16 protein-coding genes are annotated in these 18,744 nt (G+C 56.6%); 6 read left to right on the top strand and 10 right to left on the bottom strand.

Annotated features, from left to right (window positions below; translation table 11 throughout):
* Positions 1 to 114: 114 nt before the first annotated feature.
* Positions 115 to 1,272 carry a Gfo/Idh/MocA family protein gene (locus B5D61_RS14875; RefSeq protein WP_078814190.1) on the top strand — a complete coding sequence of 386 codons (1,158 nt, stop codon included), beginning with the start codon at positions 115 to 117 and terminating at the stop codon, positions 1,270 to 1,272.
* A gap of 328 nt (positions 1,273 to 1,600) precedes the next feature.
* Here B5D61_RS14875 and B5D61_RS14870 read toward each other — a convergent pair whose 3' ends face one another.
* Positions 1,601 to 2,986, bottom strand: coding sequence for a Gfo/Idh/MocA family protein (locus B5D61_RS14870; RefSeq protein ID WP_078814189.1), 1,386 nt, complete (start codon positions 2,984 to 2,986; stop codon positions 1,601 to 1,603).
* A gap of 59 nt (positions 2,987 to 3,045) precedes the next feature.
* A complete protein-coding gene (locus B5D61_RS14865; RefSeq protein WP_078814187.1) occupies positions 3,046 to 3,891 on the bottom strand; it encodes a hypothetical protein in 846 nt (281 codons plus the stop codon).
* Positions 3,892 to 4,070: 179 nt separating this feature from the next.
* Between B5D61_RS14865 and B5D61_RS14860 the strand changes: the two genes are divergently transcribed.
* Entirely contained in the window at positions 4,071 to 4,877 is an 807-nt protein-coding gene (locus tag B5D61_RS14860) for a DUF2490 domain-containing protein (protein ID WP_078814185.1), read from the top strand.
* On the opposite strand, the gene B5D61_RS14855 is transcribed toward B5D61_RS14860, so the two are convergent.
* The gene (locus tag B5D61_RS14855) at positions 4,866 to 5,846 is read right to left on the bottom strand and encodes a DUF6807 domain-containing protein (protein WP_078814183.1); all 981 of its coding nucleotides are present in this window, start codon (positions 5,844 to 5,846) and stop codon (positions 4,866 to 4,868) included. The genes B5D61_RS14860 and B5D61_RS14855 overlap by 12 nt on opposite strands.
* A gap of 98 nt (positions 5,847 to 5,944) precedes the next feature.
* Here B5D61_RS14855 and B5D61_RS14850 point away from each other — a divergent pair, with 98 nt between their 5' ends.
* On the top strand, positions 5,945 to 6,802 hold the full coding sequence (locus B5D61_RS14850) for a sugar phosphate isomerase/epimerase family protein (protein WP_078814181.1): 858 nt from the start codon (positions 5,945 to 5,947) through the stop codon (positions 6,800 to 6,802).
* Positions 6,803 to 6,895: 93 nt separating this feature from the next.
* Here the strand turns inward: B5D61_RS14850 and B5D61_RS14845 are convergent, their stop codons facing one another.
* Positions 6,896 to 7,603 carry a L,D-transpeptidase family protein gene (locus tag B5D61_RS14845; RefSeq protein ID WP_176159459.1) on the bottom strand — a complete coding sequence of 236 codons (708 nt, stop codon included), beginning with the start codon at positions 7,601 to 7,603 and terminating at the stop codon, positions 6,896 to 6,898.
* A 318-nt stretch (positions 7,604 to 7,921) separates the two neighbouring features.
* Here B5D61_RS14845 and B5D61_RS14840 point away from each other — a divergent pair, with 318 nt between their 5' ends.
* The 3 genes from B5D61_RS14840 (at position 7,922) to B5D61_RS14830 (ending at position 10,869) form a co-directional block, all read left to right on the top strand.
* Positions 7,922 to 8,542, top strand: a complete 621-nt coding sequence (locus B5D61_RS14840; RefSeq protein ID WP_078814178.1) for a YajG family lipoprotein — start codon at positions 7,922 to 7,924, stop codon at positions 8,540 to 8,542.
* 42 nt (positions 8,543 to 8,584) lie between these two features.
* Positions 8,585 to 9,853: a dGTP triphosphohydrolase gene (gene dgt / locus B5D61_RS14835; RefSeq protein WP_078814176.1), complete on the top strand. Its 1,269-nt coding sequence runs from the start codon at positions 8,585 to 8,587 to the stop codon at positions 9,851 to 9,853.
* A gap of 95 nt (positions 9,854 to 9,948) precedes the next feature.
* Positions 9,949 to 10,869: a thiamine pyrophosphate-dependent enzyme gene (locus B5D61_RS14830; RefSeq protein WP_078814174.1), complete on the top strand. Its 921-nt coding sequence runs from the start codon at positions 9,949 to 9,951 to the stop codon at positions 10,867 to 10,869.
* 7 nt (positions 10,870 to 10,876) lie between these two features.
* On the opposite strand, the gene B5D61_RS14825 is transcribed toward B5D61_RS14830, so the two are convergent.
* From B5D61_RS14825 to B5D61_RS14800, 6 genes are all read right to left on the bottom strand, one after another.
* Positions 10,877 to 12,346, bottom strand: a complete 1,470-nt coding sequence (locus B5D61_RS14825; RefSeq protein WP_078814173.1) for a sigma-54-dependent transcriptional regulator — start codon at positions 12,344 to 12,346, stop codon at positions 10,877 to 10,879.
* Entirely contained in the window at positions 12,343 to 14,790 is a 2,448-nt protein-coding gene (locus B5D61_RS14820) for a CHASE domain-containing protein (protein WP_176159458.1), read from the bottom strand. The genes B5D61_RS14825 and B5D61_RS14820 overlap by 4 nt, the downstream gene beginning before the upstream one ends.
* 53 nt (positions 14,791 to 14,843) lie before the next feature.
* Complete coding sequence (locus B5D61_RS14815) at positions 14,844 to 15,266, bottom strand: cupin domain-containing protein (protein WP_217698986.1); 423 nt, start codon at positions 15,264 to 15,266, stop codon at positions 14,844 to 14,846.
* 340 nt (positions 15,267 to 15,606) lie between these two features.
* The gene (gene biuH / locus B5D61_RS14810; protein WP_078814169.1) at positions 15,607 to 16,287 is read right to left on the bottom strand and encodes a biuret amidohydrolase; all 681 of its coding nucleotides are present in this window, start codon (positions 16,285 to 16,287) and stop codon (positions 15,607 to 15,609) included.
* A 123-nt stretch (positions 16,288 to 16,410) separates the two neighbouring features.
* Positions 16,411 to 18,003, bottom strand: coding sequence for a regulator (locus B5D61_RS14805; protein ID WP_078814167.1), 1,593 nt, complete (start codon positions 18,001 to 18,003; stop codon positions 16,411 to 16,413).
* Between the two features lie 55 nt (positions 18,004 to 18,058).
* Positions 18,059 to 18,736: a cysteine hydrolase family protein gene (locus tag B5D61_RS14800; RefSeq protein ID WP_425440070.1), complete on the bottom strand. Its 678-nt coding sequence runs from the start codon at positions 18,734 to 18,736 to the stop codon at positions 18,059 to 18,061.
* Positions 18,737 to 18,744: the final 8 nt, after the last annotated feature.

Here is an 18,744-nt window from a genome sequence, read left to right as displayed (position 1 = left end):
CACCAGCCCACCTCCGATTTCGAAAGCTCCGCTCTGCGCTTGACCCGCCCCGTGCGTCTGCGCCACACTCCGCACCTCTTTTTCAATCCAACCCCAGAACCCTAGAAATTGTTTATGAGCCGGAAAATTCGTTATGGCATGGTCGGCGGCGGACGCGGCGCCTTCATCGGAGCTGTTCACCGTATCGCAGCCGCGATTGATCAGCAGATCGAACTCGTTTGTGGCGCTTTCTCCTCCGATCCTGAGAAGTCCAAGGCGAGCGGAGCCGATCTCTTCCTGCCAGCGAATCGCTGCTACGGCAGCTATGAGGAGATGATCAAGGCCGAAGCCGCCCTTCCCGAAGGTGAGCGCATGGACTTCATCGCCATCGTCACCCCGAACCACGTTCACTTTCCCCCCGCCAAGATGGCTCTGGAAAACGGCTTCCATGTGCTGAGTGACAAGCCCGCGACCTTTGATCTCAATGAAGCCAAGCAACTGGCTGAACTGGTAAAGAAGACCGGCCTGCTCTACGGCCTGACCCACAACTACACCGGCTACCCACTGGTGAAGCAAGCCCGTGAAATGGTGCACAATGGCACCCTGGGTAAGATCCGCAAAGTCGTGGTGGAATACCCCCAGGGCTGGCTGGCCACCCGGGTCGAGGAAAGCGGTCAGAAGCAGGCCTCCTGGCGCACCGACCCCACCAAGTCTGGCGCTGCTGGTTGCGTGGGTGACATCGGCACGCATGCTGAAAACCTGGCCGAATACATCACCGGTCTGAAGATCAGTGAACTGGCAGCGGACATCACCGCCTTCGTCGAAGGCCGTCTGCTCGATGACGATGCCAACATCCTGCTCCGCTTTGACAACGGCGCGAAAGGCGTGCTGCACAGCTCCCAGATCAGCGTGGGTGAGGAAAATAACCTCAACATCCGCGTCTATGGTGAGAAGGGCGGCCTCGAATGGCACCAGAAAGAGCCGAACACCATGCTGGTGAAGTGGCTGGATCAACCGATGCAGGTCTATCGCACCGCCAACGGCTACCTCGGCGCCGCAGCTGCTGCCGCAGGACGCACCCCACCCGCTCACCCGGAAGGTTATCTGGAAGCTTTTGCGAACGTTTACAAAAACTTCGCCAACGCCATCCGCGCCCGCCTGGAAGGTCGCGAACCGACCGCCATCGAGAACGACTATCCGAAGATCGAAGACGGCGTGCGTGGCATGGCCTTCATCGAAGCCGTCGTCGCCTCCAGCAAAGCCAATGCAAGCTGGACGAAGGTGGAGGCTTGATTCTTCACGACGTTCAAGTTGGTGGAGTCATCGCGTCTCGGCCCCTCACCTAACCTCTCCCCGCAAGCGGGGAGAGGAACTGTCCTTTGGGCTGCTGTATTGAAGGGCCTGAAGACATCCCCCTCACCCCGCTTGCGGGGGTAAAACCCTCTAAGCGAAAGGGTTGGGGGAGGGGCAAGCCTGATTTCAGGAATCAAATTTAACTCACCATTTCGTTAGGCTGGTATTATTCCTCCAAACAAAAAAGGCACCGAGAAAACCTCGGTGCCTTTTTTGTGAATCGTTGGGAAATCGGTGGCGAGAGACCCACCACCGACATCACTCAAAGTTACGCCTTCACCACATACTCATACATGCCGTTGGCACCTGGGTAAGGGATCGGATACTTGCCGTTGGCATCCGCCAGGATAGGCGCAGGGCCATCCAGGGTGAGTTTATCCACATTCGGAGCGAACTCCTGGTCGTGGTTCACGACTTGATCATAAGTCACGAGCTGACCGGTGTGAGCGGACATACGGCCCATGACGGTGACGAGGCTGGCTTTGGCACCGCGCTCGACTTCGTTGTAAGGCTTGTTGTTCACGATGGCATCGATCAGGTCTTCCCACTCCATGTCATAGGGGTTGGGCTCCTGCTTCGGACCACGCCAGATAATTTCCTTCGGATCTTTGTTCTGACCTTTGAAGGTCATGGCACGAGATGGGAAGTGACCGGCGGTGGAGATGACGGCCATGCCTTTGGAACCATGCACATAGGAGGCAAACTCGTTGTGCGTCTTCATGGCATTGCGACCTTCCAGCCAGAACTTGCTACCATCGCGGAAGGTGTATTCCACACTGTAGTGATCGAAGTTCTGATCGATGTAGTCACCGCGATCCGTGCGGCCACCGGTGGCCTTGGCTTCGATCGGGAAGTCGTTCTTCATCCAGCAGATTTCATCGATGTTGTGGATGTTGAAGTCACTGAAAGCACCACCGCTGGCCCAGAGGAAGGAGTGGAAGTTTTTGATCTGCCAGATCAGTTCGCTCTTCTCCGTCTCTTTATCGCGAGGCAGCGTAAAGCAGGTGCCCACTGGGCCTTGCAGACGATACGCACGACCGAGGATGATATCGCCGATCTCCCCCTGTTGGATGCGATCGAAAAGCTCACCACGCACACGGCAGTGGCGGCACATGAGGCCGACACCCACTTTCAGGCCTTTAGCTTCGGCTTCTTTGCCGAGTTCCAGCATGCGCTTGCCGCTCGGGCCATCCACGCAAATGGGCTTTTCCATGAAGACGTTCACGCCTTTTTCGATGGCGTATTTGAACTGCACCCAACGGAAAGCTGGAGGTGTGGCCAGCACGACCACATCACCTGGCTTGAGCATGTCGATGGCATGCTTGTAAGCATCAAAGCCGATGAACTTCGAATCCGCCGAGACGGAGAAGCGATCCGGGTGCTTGTTGCTCAGGCCGTTGAAGCTGGCTTCGAGGCGGTTTTCCTGCACGTCTGCCATCGCCACCAAGCGAGTGCGCTGTTTCACGCCCATGGCGTTGCTGGCAGCGCCAGTGCCACGACCACCGCAACCCACCAGGGCAATATCAATGGTGTCATCTCCAGCGGCATGAACATGAGGCAGGGTGATACCGGACAGCACCGACAGCCCGGCAACGGTCTTGCCGGTGGACTTCAGAAACTCGCGACGCGAGGAGGCAGATGGGTTGGTTTCCATAAAAAGGATTTAAGCGTGGCAGAAAAATACGGATTTGAGCAAGCTAAACTTGCCCAAAATCACGGCTGCACCTTGGGAGTTTGCGGGACCGAGTCTGGCTCGAAGTCGAGCACGTCCTGGTGGGTGCGCAGGGCTTGGCGGGCTTTATCGAAGAAGCTCGTCAGGTCCTCAGCGTTGGCCACTTTCTTGTCTTCGATCAGCTCGTTCAGCTTCTTGACCTGAGCATCCGCATCCAGATTCACCCCACGCATGGAGCGCTGAGCGGAGGCATACACGGTTTCAAATTTGCCCTGAGCTTCGGTGAAAGCGCGGCGGGCACCTTCCTCACGCAAAGCCTCTTTTTCTGCCTCGCGGAAGTCCTTGCTGAACATGCGCTTGAAGAAACCGAAGTTGGACTTGGGCTTTTCGCTCGGACGCTTCGAAGCATTTTCAAAGTAATCCTGCAGAGCGTTGAACTCCTGCATGGGCTTCTGATACTGCTTCTGGAGGAAACTGATGCCGCTGGTGATGACGGTCAGGCGCTCCACTTCGTTCTTCGACAGGGCCTGCCCAGACTTCACCTTGCTCTCCAGCAGGTTGATGTATTCGATGGTCTGCTTGTTACCGGAGAAGATATTCTCAAACTCCTTGTAGGCGCTGGCCATCTGCTGACGCTGATCCTGACGCAGGCTGACGAGTTTTTTATCGAAGTCGTCATTCAGACTCTGGATGGCCTTCTGATGCTGCTCATTCTGAGAGGCCAACGAGCGCTGGAGTTCTTCATCTTTCGCTTGGAGCGCCAATTCGTGGGACGCCTTGAGCTGATCGATCTGCTGGCGGAGGCGCCCAGCGTCGGAATGATAATGCCAAATGCCATAGCCGAGAGCGGCGAAGACAAGGATAAGTGCAATGTTACGGGGGTTCATGGGATGGGGTTTGGGGGTTTGTCCCCTGAATGGGAGACAAAAAGCTACGCGGACTTAATCGTCCTTTTTTGCGACTCTTAACCCATTTTGAGTTCTTTCCACCCTAAAGAACTCTTTATTCGGCCTGTCAGATTTTGGCAAATTGACCCATCCAGCTCTTTGGTTTACGCCTCTTTCTTATGCTAAAGACTGCCACCCATACCCAAGAAAATAATCCAGGGTTAAAGACTCTCTTTTTTGCTGCCCTCTCTTTGTTCTCTCTCGAAGTGACGGCCGAGGCATCGGATAATGAGTTGGATTCCAACGCTCATGTCTGGATGACCTATGTGGGAGATCACCCTCTGGGTGACGGACCGTGGGGGCTGCATTTGGAAGGACAGGTACGTCGTTCGGATCTCGTGGATGAATGGCAGCAATGGATGGTGCGTCCGGGCCTCAATTACACTTTGAGTCCATCCCTCACTCTGAGCGCAGGCTGGGCCTATGCCAAAACCTACCCATATGGAGACTACCCCGTGGCCTTCGATTTCCCCGAACATCGGGCCTGGGAGCAGATCACTTACTCCGTGAAAGCACTCGGTCTGGAGTGGCAAAACCGCCTTCGTTTGGAACAGCGCTGGATCGGCGAAATGGAGAGAACTGGCAATGACTGGAATGTGGAAAATTGGCGCTATGAAAACCGCATCCGATACATGCTCCGCACAACGCTACCCCTGACAGCGAGCAAGAAGACCTACCTCGCTTTTTCGGAGGAAATTTTCGTCAATTTTGGCTCCAATGTGAGCGGCAACTTTTTCGATCAGAATCGCCTCTTCCTCGGGGTGGGTCACAAACTCAGCCCGCATACACGCATCGAGCTCGGCTTTTTGGAGCAAACGATCCAGCGCCGGGGTGGGGCCATCTGGGAGAATAACCACACCTTCACCGTCACCCTCGCCTCCAACTGGCCCTTCAAAAAGAAAGCCAAGCCCCTGTCACTTCCCTGAAGCTTGTGCATTGAGATCCACCACGGGTAAGTCGACGAAGGCCTTCCACTGCACCTCGCTCTGCTTCTGAGTCGGCACGCCATCATGCACCCAGAGCGCATAGCGGACCCGCAGCTTCTTGGCCTCGGTGATCTCGATGGGTTTCTCCAGACTGAGACACGCACCCATCCAGCCATCATCGCGCACATGGAAAGCGGTGGGATTCTCTGGATTCATCGGGTGATTCATCAGCGTGATGCCGGCGAAACCATCGTCCTCCGGGGTGATGCGCCCGCTGTAGTCCACCCAGCGGGCGGGCAGGCGAAACATGGCCTTCTCATTGATCTGACCCTCGGAGTTGAGCAATCGACCACCGCCGTCATGCACGCCGATGTTCTTGGCCACTCGCACAGCCACAAGACCAAACCCAGTCGCCCCGAACTCGGCTTTCTGTCCCTTGGGGGTGGTGAACTCGAGATCCAAGATCATCATCCAGCTCTTCGCTCCATCCAGAGGCCGCACCTCAGCTCGCCGTGTTTCGATCAGTTGCGCCGATTGATCCTCCACCTTGATCCAGTGGTTGATCATGCGCATGGAGGCAAATTCATCTCCATCTTCATAGGCATCGCGTGGCACCTGCACCGTCACGATCCGGCCCTGTTGTTTGGCGTGGTCGCCCCAGAAGTCGAGCCCATTCACACTGTTATGAGAGATCCACACACTGTTGTGATGGCTGTGCCCCCAGGGATCATGCGGATGCCCCATGCGTGTCAGACTGATCTCTTTGGAAGCCCGAATCGGATACCAAAAAGGCCGCATGTCCTGCGGTTCATAATGACACGCAGTCAGCTCCCGCCCCTCCAACTGGAAGGAGGTGATGTGGTGTGGCAAAGGCAGCACCTGCACCCGAGGAACGGGCTTGGCGGTAGGGAGCTGGGCCGAAGCCGCATGAACAATGACGAATAGGCAACCGACAGAGAAAAGACGCATTGGAGAAAAACGTATTCGCCATCCACGATCTTCTGCTCAGGATGTCCCCCCCACCAACCCAAGCAAGAAGCCACGACAAACCGCGTTCTTTTCCGCCCATGAAGAAACTCCTTCTCCCTCTCCTCCTACTGGCCGCCAGTGCCTTTGCAGCCCCAATCCCCGAATCCGCCAAGGTTGGCGAGTTTTTCGCTGGTTGTCAGGCCTACAGCTTCCGCATGTTTACGGTGATGGAAGCCATTGAGAAAACCGCCGCTGCCGGAGGTAAGACCATTGAGTTCTATCCCAAGCAAAAGCTCTCCCCCGAGAAAAAGGATGAGGTCTTCAACCACGAGTCCTCTCCTGAAATCATCGCTGCTGTGAAAGCCAAGCTCGCTGAGCAAGGCATCACGCCCGTCGGTTACGGTGTCATCAAGCTCGGTAGCGACCCAGCCGCTGATCGTAAGGTGTTCGAGTTCTGCAAAACCATGGGCATCGGCATCGTCATCACCGAACCGGATGTGAACGGTCTCGATGGTATCGAAGCCCTCGTGAAAGAGTTCGACATCAAGATGGCCATCCACAACCATCCGAAGCGCCCACTGGATCGCTCCTACCTGTTCTGGGATCCTCAGTATGTGCTGGACCTCGTCAAAGATCGTGACCCCCGCATGGGCTCCTGCGCAGACGTGGGCCACTGGGTGCGCAGCGGCTTGAACCCGGTCGAATGTATCCGCCTGCTCAAAGGCCGCATCTTTGACAGCCACATGAAGGACCTGAATGAATTTGGCAACGTCAAGGCGCACGACCTGCCTTTCGGCACCGGTGTCTCCAACATTTCCGCCATCTTGGCTGAGTATCACACTCAGGGTTACCCCGGCCCTCTCCATGTGGAGTATGAATACAACTGGGAAACCAGCCTGCCCGAGATCAAGCAGTGCCTGGAGTTCGTGAAGAATTGGAAGCCAGAGGCGAAGTAAGACTGCCCCTTTTCCAGATCCAATCTTGCTGCGGAGAGTTGAGGAGCCCCCTCACTCTCCGCTTTTCTTTTCTTTTGGGGAAGCTCTGTCCGCTCACGGCAAGCGCCAGGGACCCCGCAGGGCTTGGTAATCCGCCTTGGGCAGCAACACGTAATGAGGAGAAGCTTGCGGGTCCAGCCAGCGGATCAGTTTCTCCAGGTTTTCCACGGCCATCGTGGTGCAACCTGCACTCGGTTTTGTAGGGCCTCGGCGCACATGGAAGAAGATGGCACTGCCGTAGCCAGGAGCTGCGGGACCCTGATTGTGGCGGATCTCCAGCATCCATTTATAAGCCGCATCCCCCAAGCGCATCCTCTGTTTTTCAAACCAAGGCGGCACCCCTTTCCGAGGATCGATACGCACATGCTGATTGTAATACGGGCTCTTGGAGTCATCCACATAAGCATCCCACGGACCCACTTGAATGTAAGGCCAACGGGTGCCAGATGGCGGCCGCGAGGCATAACCAAAAAGTGAACCCAGCTGAAACACCCCGGCCGGGGCTCGCCAGTCCTTCTCCACCTTCATGGAGACACCGTTGCGCGGAGGATTGAAAACACCCCTGCCCCAAGCCAACCCCGCACGCCCAAGTAAAACTGGAACAGGCTGTGCAAAGACAGGCTGCCAGGAAGCGCGTGCCGACTCACGTTGATAGGCCTGAAGAGTGGCCGTGTTCGAGTTCCAATCTGACGCCTGGGCCACAATCACCTGCCGCACACTGCTGCCAATCTGAGCCGTGGCGAACCAGGGCGTAAAAATCAAAAACAATGCCGTCAGCCAACCCGTCGAAAAATAAAGTGGATGACTCGCTGTTTCCCCTACCTGGGTATTGTCATGACATTGTATCCACGGGAGAAGTCTTTTTGCCAAGGAGATCATTTTTTGGGATTGCCTCAAGAAGTTAAGAACGAATATAACTCATAAATCGGCCCTGCCGGATAAATTATTGGCACCAGGTTTTGGGGGTTTTTTTCCTGTGCGCCAAGTCCGGCAGGGCTGTTCGTTTTTAGAGAGCCGCATCAAGGTGAAATGCATGACTGATTGAAAGTGCCGCATCCACGCTTAATCATGGTCTGAATCATGAAGCGCCTGTTCACCTTCGTCACTCTCCTGGCTGCCACAGCACTGGTCTCCTGCAGCAGCACTTCCCAAGTCAGCCTGGATTATTCCCCCGATCCTGGGCGTGTGCGTCCTGGACAACCTGAATTCGCCACTCGCGAGTTCCGTGATCGGCGCGACATGGAGCCGACCGATCTCGGCACGGTGCGCACCCAGATCGGCACCCCCCTGGAAAATGTGCAGACCCGCGTGCCGGTGAGCCAAGTGGTCACGAATGCCTTCGGCTACGGCCTCCAGGCCCGTGGCATGCTGACGGCTCCGCGCAGTTCCCGTTACATCGTCACCGGTGAGGTGCTGGACCTCTACTGTCAGATGCTCGTGCGCCCTTATGGTTATGCTCGAGTCCGGGTGACCGTTCTGGAGTCGGCCAGTGGCCAGATCATTCATAGCAAAGTCTATACGGGAGAACGCAGCAGTGGCATGTATGTGCCCGGCAGTGGTTCCCCCGTCCCCTTGCTACGGGATCTGGTCTCCGGAGCGCTCCAGGATGCCGTGGACCGTGCCCTGGATGATTCGGAAATGCGCGGCCGTTTGAACGATGGCATGAGCCTGGAGCCAACGCGTCCGACCATCACCATCTGATCTTGCCGACGTCGTCCGTTGCCTCCGTAGAACGAGCCTTTCATGCCCGCCAATCGCTTTTACAACGACTTCGATATCGAAACTCGCAAGCCGCGAGTCCTGCATCCGAGCGAGTATCGAAATGCCTTTCAGATTGACCGGGACCGCATCATTCACAGCAGCGCCTTCCGCCGACTCCAGAATAAGACCCAGGTCTTCCTCTCCGGCGAATATGACTTTTACCGCACTCGCCTGACTCACAGCATCGAGGTCGCTCAGATTGGGCGGTCCATCTGCGCTTACCTGATGCGCGAGAGCGAGCATCTGGATGAGGAGAGTTTCATCGACCCGGATTTGGTCGAATGTGCATGCCTGTCTCATGACCTTGGCCATCCCCCGTTTGGCCACACCGGTGAGCGCACACTGCACCGGCTGATGCTGCCTTATGGAGGCTTCGAAGGGAATGCGCAGACGCTACGCATCCTCACTCAGACCTTGTTCAATGAAGGCCGGGAAGGCATGAACCCCTCCCGTGCCCTGCTGGATGGCGTGCTGAAATACAAGACGCTCCAGGTGGAAACCCCGGACGCCAAAAATCACTACCTCTACAACGATCAAGAAGGCTGGCTGGATTTCACCCTTGGGCAACAAGCCTTCCCCGCTGAACTGACGCCTGGGAACGTCCGCAACGGCTTCCGCAGCATCGAGTGCCAAATCATGGATTGGGCGGACGACACCGCCTACTCCCTCAACGACATTGCCGATGGCATCCATGCAGGCTTCATCACTGTGACCAAGCTGGAGAAATGGGCGGAAAGGCAGTCGCTCGATGATGCGAGCCAAACCCATCTGACCAAACTCTGCGCTGCCATCCGCGAAGGACGGGTGGAGAGAAAGATGAACAGCGCCATCGGCCACTACATCAAAGCGGCCTCGCTGGTCATGGACACCACCTTCCTCAGCCCCATGACCAAGCGGCATCAATTCCGCCTGCAGATCGATCCCACCGTTCAGGCTGAGTCGAAGCTGAACAAACGCATCGCTCTCGATCTGGTCTTTAAAAGCCCTCAACTGCAGCAGCTCGATTATAAAGCCGACTTCATCCTCACCCGCTTGTTTGAAGTGCTGCAAAGACGTTATGTCGATCACACCAGCGACAGTCTGCACCTCATGCCTGCAGCTCAAGAGGCGGAGATCGAAAACGCACCGGATAAGGCGACACGCGCGCGGCTCGTGTGCGACTGGGTGGCCAGCATGACCGATAGCTTTGCTTTCCGCACCTACCGTCGCCTTTTCGATGCAGATTTCGGCTCGATTACCGATTTTGTCTGATTGGAGAAATAGAGGATTTCTACAAAAGCAGCGGCTTCTTGATTGACCCTCAATCCTGAATTCGTTTAGCCTGGGTATTCCAACCCAAAACAACCATGTCCTCTGCCACCCTGGAGGCTCCGGCTTCCGCCGCCCCTGTCGCTGAAAATAAGCTCACGAAAAAGATCCTGACAGCCGATCACCCCACGTGGTGCCCTGGCTGCGGAGATTTCGCTGTCCTGGCCGCTTTTTACAAGGTGCTGGAAAAGCTCCAGTATCCTCATGAAAAGATCGTCTGCGTGGCAGGGATCGGCTGCTCCTCGCGCTTCCCCTACTTCGTCAACAGCCACGGCATCCACTTCATCCATGGCCGTGCGCTACCACTGGCCACGGGCATTGCTCTCAGCCGCCCAGACGTGCACGTCTTTGTCTTCGGTGGAGATGGAGACGGCTTCTCCATCGGGGGAAATCACCTCAACCATGCAGCACGTAAAAACATCCGGCTGACCTATGTGATCATGGACAACTTCGTCTATGGTCTAACCAAAAAACAAACCAGCCCGACCAGCCCCCAGGGTTTCAAATCCAAAACGGACCCGACGGGTAGCATTGACCGCCCGATCAATCCCATGAAGCAACTCCTGGCCAGCGGCGCGACCTTCATCGCCCGCACCCACGCTGCGCAGGTGAAGCACATGACGGACACCTTTGAACGTGCCATCAAGCATGATGGTTTCAGCGTGGTGGAATGCCTCAGTGAGTGCGTGATGTTTTACTCCGGCTCCTTCGATGACAGCACCCCGCGCAAAGGGGGTGTTTACGACCTCATCGATGAAACCCAGCATGATGTGACCGATGACGTCGCCGCCTTCAAACTGGCAGACCTGCCCACCCCTGGGAAGTTCGGCGTTTTCTATCAAGTCCAACGCCCGACGAAAAACGAGTTGGAGCAAAAGTGGATCGATGCCACCCAGTCGAAGCTCGGAGGGCTCAGTCAGAAAGACATTTTGAAAAAGCGGTTGGAGACGATGCGCTGATCTCGACTCACTTCGTCGCTGGCATGCGTCGGTAAATCCGGCTGCGATTCACATTCAACAGACGGGCGGCTTCGGTCACGTTGCCGCCCGTTTGCTCAAGGGCGCGCTGGATCAAGACATGTTCGGCCTCTTCCAGATCCATCGGCACGCTGTCCGCCGTCACACGATTGGAAGCCGAGGTTGGAGCCTGGGTAGGCGAGGAAGCCGGAACTGCCATGTCAAAGAGCTGCAAATGCTCCCGCTTGATGGTCTTGCCTCCACTCAGGATGAGGGCCCGCTCCATCGCGTTTTTCAGTTCCCGCACATTTCCGGGGAAGCTGTGGCTCTGCAGCAAGCTGAGAGCAGAAGCATCCAGAGAGGGAGGTGACATGCCCATCTCGGTGGAAAAAATACGCAGGAAATGCTCGGCCAGCAAAGGCATGTCCTCCTGCCGATCCCGCAGAGGAGCCGTGGTCACGGTGTAGCGTGCCAAGCGGTAGTAAAGATCCTGTCGAAAGTCTCCCGTCATGATCTTGGCTGAGAGGTCGGCATTGGTGGCACTGAGCACCCGCACATCCACGTGATGTGATTTCGTCGAGCCGACCGGCGTGACCTCCCCGTCCTCCAACACGCGTAGAAGTTTAGCCTGAAGCGCTGCGGGCATGTCGCCGATTTCATCCAGAAACAAGGTGCCGCCATCAGCGAGTTCAAAGTATCCTTTCCGGTCTGCCGTCGCCCCGGTGAAAGCCCCCTTCACATGACCAAAAAACAACGACTCCAACAGCTCTCCAGGCACTGCCACACAATTCACAGGAACAAAGGCCGCTTCGGCTCTGGAGCTGTGGTGGTGAATGGCACGGGCAATCAATTCCTTACCGGTGCCGCTTTCCCCCATGATCAACACGCTGGTTTTCGGAAATTGGCGCAGCCGTTCCAGATCGGCCAGCAATCGTTTGGTATGCGGGCTTTCCCCTACAAAACCGTCCAAGCTCCAACGCTGAGCCTCCCGAGATACCAGGGTGGATAGACGTTGCTTGGCCTTGTCCCGTGAATGCTCCGCCTCCACCCGTCGCGCCACTTCGGCTTCCAGCTCGGCATTGCGCTGCTGAAGCTCACGAGTGAGACCGCTGATCTTCAAATGCGTGGCCACGCGTGTGACCACCTCCTCTGGCTGGAAGGGTTTGACGATGTAATCCACCGCTCCGACGCGGAAACCGTTCAGAATGCTCGCCGTGTCATTGCGGCTGGTGATGAAGATCACGGGGATGTCGCGGGTGGCGTCCTCGGCTTTCAGAGTCCGACACACGTGATAGCCATCATGACCCGGCATCATCACGTCCAGGAGGATGAGATCCGGCTTCGCACGTTCGGCCAGCTTGAGGGCGTCTTTACCGCTGGAAACCGCGAGGATCTCGTATCCCTGGGGCTCCAGCACATGACTCAGCAGGGAGAGGCTGGCCGAGGTATCATCGGCGATGAGAATGCGGGCGCGATTCATGAGACGGAGATTTGGGCAATGACCCTTTGGATGGTTTTCATGTCATAGCTGGCGAGAAAGCCGCGCAAGTGTTGTGCCAGCCGCTGCCCCGCAGTTCCGAGCTGCTCCAGCTCTGCCAGACAACTTTTCAGCACCGTCGCGCTGTGGAGTTCGGCGGCCATGGTCAAACGTCCCGCCAGTTCTTCAGGCAGCACGATTTGACTCAGGTCGATCGAATCACTGAGATCTGGAGCCAGCGGCTCGTCTTTGTATTCAAACTCGACGCCGAGCAGATTCCGCAGGCAACCGTAGATTCGTTCGGCACGGAAGGGTTTGGCCACGAAGTCATCGCAGCCCGCCTTCAGGCACAGATCGCGTTCATGGGCTAGGGCTGAAGCCGAAGTCGCCACGATCTTAACCTCCTCACTATCGAATTCCGAAAGGATGCGCCGGGTGGCCTCCAAGCCATCCACCTCAGGCATGCGAATATCCATGAAGACGATTTGGGGACGCGAGACACGCACCACTTCCACCGCCTGCCGACCATGTTCTGCCAGCACCACCTCACAACCAATGAAAGTGAGCATGGAAGCCAGCACTTCCCGGTTTTCGGGAATGTCATCCACCACCAGAGCCCGGACGAAGTGTCCAGGAGCCAGCCTCACCAATTCACGCGCTGACGTCCGCAATGCCCCAGGCCCGACCACCGAGGGCAGTGCTAACTGCACCTCAAAACAGGACCCTTTGCCCAACTCCGACTGCACCCCAATCTCACCGCCCAAAATCTCCATCTGCCGCCTCGCAATGGCCAGCCCCAAGCCGGTTCCACCTCGACTGCCTGCCTCCTGAAGAAACGGTTCAAAGATGCGCTTCACCGCCTCAGGGCTGATGCCAATGCCGGTATCCTCCACCTCGAAACGCCAGCCTTCATCATCCAGCATGGTCACGCGCAAAGTCACCCGACCACGATGCGTAAACTTCACCGCATTGCCTAACAAATTAATCAACACCTGACGCAGCTTCCCTTCATCACCATGCACTGGCATGGCCCGGTCCAGCAAAGGCGCATCGATTCGAAAACCGATTTGTTTTTCCTCACAGGGATGTTGGAACATCGCCCCCATCTCTCGCACCAGCGCCGCGAGATCGAAGTCTGTTTTTTCCACATCCATGCGTCCCGCATCGATCTTCGACAGATCCAGAATCTCCTGGATGAGGTGCAGCAGATGATCACCGCTGTTCAGGATCGTCGCCACCGCATCTCGATGGAAGCGAGGCAGGGCGCTATCCCTGGCCAGGATTTGCGCATACCCCAGGATGGCATTCATCGGTGTGCGGATCTCGTGGCTCATGTTGGCCAGAAACTCAGACTTCGCCTTGCTGGCCGCCTCCGCCTTGGCTTCCGCTTGCTTACGCACCCCCACTTCAGTCAGCAGTTCTTTTTGTGCCCGTTTGATCTCGGCTGCTTGAGTGGAGCTTTTCCAGAGGTAACTGAAAAGCAACAGGGTGATGAGCATTCCCGAGGCGAGAGTGATCCAGGGCATCGAGTCTGAACGCCAGCTCAAAAAAGCAGCGGTGGGCTCAAACAGGAGCTCCCAATGCCGCCCGGCCACATCCACTCCCGTGGTCCATGCGGGATATCCCTGTAGCCGTGCCCCAGACTGATGATAAAGCAGACTGCCATCCGCCTTATCTCGTAGCGACAAGGCCACCCCATTTTCATGGGCGCTGGCCAGAGACAAATCGATCAGATCACCGATACGGAATACGGCTGTCGCAAAGCCTAACAAAGATTCGCGCCGCTCCTCCACCGTCTTCGCTTCGTGTTGATAGAGGGGTTCGAAGACGATGAATCCGCGCTGACTTGCCTGTTCCTGGGCCAGTCGAATGGGCGCAGTCGCTTTCGGTTGTCCGGTATCGCGGGCCAGTTCCAAGGCTTCGCGACGACGAGGCTCAGAAGCGACATTGAAGCCCAACGCTGGAGCATTTTTCTGCAGACTCTCCAGATAAAACACGGGAAAATACTCACCGCTCTCACGCGCGGGTTTGAAAATCCCTTCCCGTTCTTCTTCGGTGAAATGAAAGTCGGAGAAGCCTTCTGCGCGGGCACGATCTTCCCACGCCTGGCGTTCCGGTCCCGGCACGCGGGGGTCCCAAGCCAGAGCTTGCAGTTCGGGTTGTCGATTCAAGGCCTGGCCCACAAAGGAGCCGAACTCCTGCCGAGTCACCTCCCTGTCGGTCTCGAAGTAGGCGACGATGCCATGCAGCACCTCCATGGATCTGACAATCTGACCACGAATAATCTCGGTGCGGTCCTGCGCCAGCCTCCGCACCTCATCCTGCCAAGCATCCTCCCGCGACCTGAGGAGCAGCATCGTCAGTAGAACGCTCACGACCATCCCGAGCACCAGCGCAAAAATCGCCGGTGCCCTGACCGGAGCATCCGAGTTGGCAGAAAGGGGCATCGAAGCGGGAACTTCCGAATCAGCACTCGCCATGCCAGCGTGTGCTTCAGACGTCATTCGGCATCAGGCAACTCCGCTGGAGCGTGAGGCTTTTCCATAAATCGGACAGGTTTCTCATAAATCGCCAGCACGATGCAGCCCGCCTCACTCACGACACTGTGATAGGTGCCGGGAGGATGAATGCGGAGGGTCCCCGCATGGATGGTGCCGTTTTGATCCCGCTGACTCCCTGCCAAGACCAGGATATGCTCCCAGCCTTCATGCAGATGCATCGGCACGCGCGCTTCTTTGCGGAAGCGGATCAAGGCGGCGGTAGGACCCGTGATGCCATCCCCATAAAAACGGTAGATGTCCACGCCATCCCGGAAATAGCTCCAGGGGATTTCGTCCTCCTTCTGTAAAATGTTGAAGATGTCTCGCAGCTCGAAGTGCGGGAAATTGAAACTCGGTTTGGAGGAGGATTCGTCAGGTTTCACAATGAGGAGGACCTTGGCACGGGTCTGAGGATGAAGAAGCTAAATTAAGGGTGTGTTTTTAAATTGGGGAAGAGCTCGTTGAGTCAGAACGGAGGTCAGGGCAAGGCGCGAGCGCCGTGCCTGTATCCTCTGTGATACAGGCCCAGCGAAGTAACGCCGCCATGGCCTTCGTTCTGACTCAACCCGAAGGGCCTGTGAGTGAGGTGCCGAAGATCTGCGTTGAACGCCTCGGAGCTATGTTCCCATAGCCCCATCGGCGTTCGCCTTGCTCTTCAACACCTTCTCACAGGCGAGCCTCTCCCGAATTTTAAAACACACCCCAGGAGCGCCTATCAAGCGGTTAGGCCATGACCGCCTGAATGAACGCAGTCGAGTCACTGACCGCTCCAAACACCCCTCCCTGCATCTTGATCATCTTCAAGGCTGCCAAGTAGTTGCCGTAATCCGTCGCACCTGTGCAATCGGATAAGAGCAAGCATTCAAAGCCTCGGTCATTGGCTTCACGCATCGTCGTATGCACACACACATCCGTCGTGATCCCCGCGAGGACAATGTTTTGAATCCCCTTCTGCCGTAAGAGCATGTCCAAATCGGTTCCGTAAAAGGAGCCTTTGCCAGGTTTATCAATGATGGCTTCACCTGGCTCTGGATAAAGCTCCGGAATGATGTCCCATCCAGGTTCACCCCGGGTCAAGATACGCCCACAAGGTCCTACGTCACCGATACCGGCACCGATGCGTTGGCTGCGCCACTTCTTGTTCGCCGGAAGGTCCGCCAGATCAGGCCGATGACCTTCACGCGTGTGCATCACGTGGTAACCTTTGGCCCGCACAGCCTCGAAAACTTTTTTGATGGGTTCGATCGGTGCCCGAGTCAAACTCAAGTCATAACCCATCTTGTCCACGTAGCCCCCTGGGCCACAAAAATCAGTCTGCATGTCGATGACCAGAAACGTGGTGTTCTCAGGCCGGAGGTCACCGTTGTAAGGCCAGGGATAGGGATCAGCTTCGACGTAAGGCATGGAATGAAAATGGAATGGGTAAATATGTAGCAAAGAGTGAACCAAGTCCGGGTGGCTCTGCAGATCACCACATCTGCAAAACCACCCGGGGGTTCCACCAACACCAAAAAGACAAGATTAACTTCAGTCAGCGACGGCCGGTAAATGGCCGTGCAATTCTTCCTCTTCTGCGGGCTTGGGAGCCACCACAGCAAACTTGGCGCAGGCCAGCAACACGACAGAAACCAACACGTAGCTCGCTGTCATGACCGGAGATTGAGCAAAGCCGATCTGCTCACCGTGCATCAGACCGAAGAAGGTCAGCAAGGCACCGGTGAAAGCGAAGGCGGCACCGACCGCAAACTTGCGATCAATCACGAAGACCGCAATCGCAGGCAGGATGACGCCACTGAGAATGGCTCCACCTCCCAGAACTTCCAGACCGTGATAGAGCACACCGACTTGGCCTAACTTCTCAAAGCCGATGGCGGCCGCGTTGGTTCCCGCAGCACCGAGTGAGTTATCAATGAGCAGCTTGCCCCAGGCGGCCAAATGCGGAGTTAACGCCAGGATGATGGCGGGAGCATGGCTCTTGGGCGTTTCCTGGAAAGCCTGTGCACCGATCAACATACCGATGTAGAGAAGGATCGGCGAGATCGCCACGATGGGAATCAGCGAGGACATCAGAGAGATGATGCCGAAGGTGCAGAACAAGATAACCACCACGCCCGTGGCTGCCGAATAACCAATTCTTCCGCCCATGGATTTCCAGCCCGGATGCCCGATGTAAACGGCATTGATGAAAGGATTGCCCAAGCAGCAACCGATCAAGCTCACCACACCATCGGCGGTAAGCACTCGTGTGGTTGGGAAGTCGTCACCAGCCACCGAAGCGCTTTCCACGTTATCCAGAGCTTCGACGAGGTCATAGATGCCGAAAGGAATGGCTGTCACCAGGATGATCCCCAGGAACTCAAAGCCCGAGAAGATATGTCCCACCGCAGGGAGCGGGATGGAGAATCCGAAGTTGGCGAAGGATTCCGTCAGCTTGGCCAGTGTCATCCCCCCGTAATTCAGACCGAAGAGGTTGGATCCCCAAGCGATGAGACTGCCGACGGCAATCGCCACGAGGCCAGCAGGAATGCCTTTATAGTAACGCACACCGCCGAACCAGCTCAGCAGGATGATGGCAAAACACACCACACCGATCACCGGGGTGGTGAACATCTCCAAAGCGGGGCGCATGGAGATAAAGCTGATCGAAACACCCGCCAGAGTGCCTAACAAGGCGGCGCGGGGAGTGATCTTCCGGATGATGGGCGCGATAAAGCCGCCAATCATGAGCACGAAGCTCTGAATGAAAACCCAGGTCAAACCAGCTTCCCAACCTTTGATCGGATCTCCTGTTTTTAAGGAGATGGGCAGCATGATCACAAAGACCACCACGAACATGTGCGGCACGCTGATGCCAGAGGGCAGAGCACACACATCGTTACGCCCGGTCTTCTTCGCCAGCTTATAAGCCAACCAGGCGTAGTAAATCGTGCTCATGCAGAGCATCAACCCCGTGGCCGGGAGGATGCGCCCGAAGACGACGTCATCCGGCATTTTCAAAACGAAGCGCAGCAGCGCCGTGAGAGTCAGGAGATTGACCAAGATATTGGTGCCGAATCCAAAGAAGGCATTCCAATCTCCTGGGGTCCAGATTTTGGGTTTAAAGCTAGCAGAAGTGGTCATAGAGGCAGAGTCATTGAGGTTTTCATCAAGTGAGGGGATGGCAAAACAGCACAGTTCAGTTCAAGACGGAGATGATCTTGGTGGAGTCCGTGACCCAGCCAAAAATCCCACCTTGGGCTTTGATCATTTGAAGCCCCATCTCCTGAAAGACGGGGAAGTAGGAGGCCACGCAGTCTTCCGGCACGAGGCATTCATAACCGCGGTCATTCGCCTCGCGGACGGTGGTATTCACACACACCTCCGTGGTGACTCCGGTGACGACAAGCTGGGTAATGCCGAGATTCTGCAAGATGGCGTGCAGATCGGTGGCGAAGAAAGCGCCTTTCCCCGGCTTATCGATCACCGGCTCACCCGGGAGAGGGTAGAGCTCAGGGATGATGTCATGCCCGGCCTCGCCACGAATCAGGATGCGGCCCATGGGACCGGTATCACCAATCGTCTTCGAGCCTTTCCCGCGCACTTTTTTAGCCGGAGGCAGGTCCGCGAGGTCAGGGCGATGCCCTTCCCTCGTGTGCAGCACCTGAAGTCCGGCAGCGCGCCAGATTTCCAAGAGGTTTTGGTTAGGCTCGATGGCTCGGCGAAGCTGCGTGACATCGTTTCCAAGCATTTCACCAAAGCCGCCCGGCTCTAAGAAGTCGCGCTGCATGTCAATGATGAGCAAGGCGCACTTGGAAGGGATGAGCTCGAAGGTGTAGGGCTCCGCTTCAATGGTGAGGGGGGCATTCATGTCCATGAGGATTC

The organism is Prosthecobacter debontii, from assembly GCF_900167535.1.
GTDB lineage: Bacteria > Verrucomicrobiota > Verrucomicrobiia > Verrucomicrobiales > Verrucomicrobiaceae > Prosthecobacter > Prosthecobacter debontii.
Note: the sequence above shows the minus strand (reverse complement) of the source record. Positions and strands in the feature narration are given on the sequence as shown.

Excerpts from the sequence above, each read along its gene's own strand:
- B5D61_RS14875 (WP_078814190.1), top strand. The coding sequence starts at position 115 with ATGAGCCGGAAAATTCGTTATGGCATGGTCGGCGGCGGACGCGGCGCC.
- B5D61_RS14870 (WP_078814189.1), bottom strand. The coding sequence starts at position 2,986 with ATGGAAACCAACCCATCTGCCTCCTCGCGTCGCGAGTTTCTGAAGTCC.
- B5D61_RS14865 (WP_078814187.1), bottom strand. The coding sequence starts at position 3,891 with ATGAACCCCCGTAACATTGCACTTATCCTTGTCTTCGCCGCTCTCGGC.
- B5D61_RS14860 (WP_078814185.1), top strand. The coding sequence starts at position 4,071 with ATGCTAAAGACTGCCACCCATACCCAAGAAAATAATCCAGGGTTAAAG.
- B5D61_RS14855 (WP_078814183.1), bottom strand. The coding sequence starts at position 5,846 with ATGCGTCTTTTCTCTGTCGGTTGCCTATTCGTCATTGTTCATGCGGCT.
- B5D61_RS14850 (WP_078814181.1), top strand. The coding sequence starts at position 5,945 with ATGAAGAAACTCCTTCTCCCTCTCCTCCTACTGGCCGCCAGTGCCTTT.
- B5D61_RS14840 (WP_078814178.1), top strand. The coding sequence starts at position 7,922 with ATGAAGCGCCTGTTCACCTTCGTCACTCTCCTGGCTGCCACAGCACTG.
- dgt (WP_078814176.1), top strand. The coding sequence starts at position 8,585 with ATGCCCGCCAATCGCTTTTACAACGACTTCGATATCGAAACTCGCAAG.
- B5D61_RS14830 (WP_078814174.1), top strand. The coding sequence starts at position 9,949 with ATGTCCTCTGCCACCCTGGAGGCTCCGGCTTCCGCCGCCCCTGTCGCT.
- B5D61_RS14825 (WP_078814173.1), bottom strand. The coding sequence starts at position 12,346 with ATGAATCGCGCCCGCATTCTCATCGCCGATGATACCTCGGCCAGCCTC.
- B5D61_RS14820 (WP_176159458.1), bottom strand. The coding sequence starts at position 14,790 with ATGCCCCTTTCTGCCAACTCGGATGCTCCGGTCAGGGCACCGGCGATT.
- biuH (WP_078814169.1), bottom strand. The coding sequence starts at position 16,287 with ATGCCTTACGTCGAAGCTGATCCCTATCCCTGGCCTTACAACGGTGAC.
- B5D61_RS14805 (WP_078814167.1), bottom strand. The coding sequence starts at position 18,003 with ATGACCACTTCTGCTAGCTTTAAACCCAAAATCTGGACCCCAGGAGAT.
- B5D61_RS14800 (WP_425440070.1), bottom strand. The coding sequence starts at position 18,736 with ATGGACATGAATGCCCCCCTCACCATTGAAGCGGAGCCCTACACCTTC.